The organism is Enhygromyxa salina, assembly GCF_002994615.1.
GTDB lineage: Bacteria > Myxococcota_A > Polyangia > Nannocystales > Nannocystaceae > Plesiocystis > Plesiocystis salina_A.
On the sequence record NZ_PVNK01000237.1, the window covers coordinates 1 to 1,654 of the forward strand.

At 68.7% G+C, this 1,654-nt stretch carries 2 protein-coding genes; both read right to left on the reverse strand.

Annotated elements, in window-relative coordinates; genetic code table 11:
• Window positions 1–589 precede the first annotated feature (589 nt).
• The gene (locus ENSA5_RS27305) at window positions 590–967 is read right to left on the reverse strand and encodes a hypothetical protein (protein ID WP_106394625.1); all 378 of its coding nucleotides are present in this window, start codon (window positions 965–967) and stop codon (window positions 590–592) included.
• An 8-nt stretch (window positions 968–975) separates the two neighbouring features.
• The coding region (locus ENSA5_RS38360) for a hypothetical protein (protein WP_181198196.1) at window positions 976–1,654 on the reverse strand (679 nt) is incomplete at its 5' end.

Below are 1,654 nucleotides of genomic sequence, written 5' to 3' on the forward strand. Positions count from 1 at the left end.
CGAGGGAGGGAGCGCAGCGACCGAGCGACCGGCCGCGCAGCGGCCGTGCGTGGCAGAGTCGCTGACGGCTGTGGGGGTCTAAAACAAAGAGCCCCCTCTTAGGGGGCCACGGAGGCGATTGCGAAGCTCATCCCAGCCCACCGAGCGAGGGAGCGCAGCGACCGAGCGACCGGCCGCGCAGCGGCCGTGCGTGGCAGAGTCGCTGACGCTTGTGGGGGTCTAAAACAACGAGCCCCCTCTTAGGGGGCCACGGAGGCGATTGCGAAGCCCATACCAGCCCACCGAGCGAGGGAGCGCAGCGACCGAGCGACCGGCCGCGCAGCGGCCGTGCGTGGCAGAGTCGCTGACGGTCGGGGGGGTCTAAAACAACCCGTGGCAGAGTCGCTGACGCCTGTGGGGGTCTAAAACAACGAGCCCCCTTCTAGGGGGCCACGGAGGCGATTGCGAAGCCCATACCAGCCCACCGAGGGAGGGAGCGCAGCGACCGAGCGACCGGCCGCGCAGCGGCCGTGCGTGGCAGAGTCGCTGACGGTCGGGGGGGTCTAAAACAACCCGTGGCAGAGTCGCTGACGGCTGTGGGGGTCTAAAACTAGCTACAGGTCGTCAGGGCGGTGCAGTCTTGGAGACCTGCTGCGTCGATGTTGGGGAAGGTGCCGCCCGAGCAGGACCCGTAGGCGTCGGTGATGCAGTCGAAGTAGTCCGTGAGATCACAGGGCCACTCGTCGTAGGTCGAACACTGCAAGCTGCCCGCGAGCGAGGGCTGACAGTCCGCGAGGGTGTCTTCGAGGGTTTGGCAGGCCTCGACGGCGTTGCCCGAGCCGGAGGAGTCGCCGCTGTCGGGGGTTCCGGAGTCGAAGGAGGTGTCGAGCGGGTCGGACTTGTCTTCCGGGGCGTTGCGGTCGAGACCGCAGCTGGCCACCAGGGCGAGACCCAGGCACAGGATGATGGGATGTCGTGCGCTGTTCATGGATCCCCCTAAAAACGTCCCGAGACGGTGACCCCAGCGCCGCTGCGATCGGCCATCAGGCCAGCGCGGATCGCCTGAGAGTTGCCACTGAGAAGGCCGAGACCGGCTGCGAGCGAGCCTGTGCCCACGGCCAGTAAGCCGGCGCCGTAGCTGAAAAAAGCGGCAGCGTTGTGCGCGGACTGAACGTACTCGGGCCGGAGCTCGGAGATTGCCCCGGGAATGCTGGCCCACTCGCCGGTGCCGTAGAAAAGGAGCACCAGGCTGCTGAGCACGACCGCGCCGCCGCTTCCGACGAGGATTGCGCCCGTGCTTCGGAGGCGACGTTGGCGTTTGAGGGTGGTGACCGGGTCGTTGGCGACGCCAGCGTTGCTGGCGAAGAACTTGGCCCCAAACCCGGCCAAGAGCGCGCCCGTGACGGCGATGGTGGAGCCCATCACCACGCGGGGCAGCCGACGCTGGAGCGAGTAGCCGACGGGGTCGAAGGTGATGAGCCCCTGACTGCCGATCTCGGTCTGGCCAGCCTTGCCGGCGAGGGTGACCCCGGCGATCGCGGAGAAGGTCACCCCTGCGCCGAGCAGGATGCCCCCGGCGATGCGCTTCCTGGGGTCGCCGGGCGCAATCGAGACGGAGGGCCCGGCGGGGGGAAGGTCGGACAGCTCGCCCGGGGCATCCTGCTCGGGCTGCGGG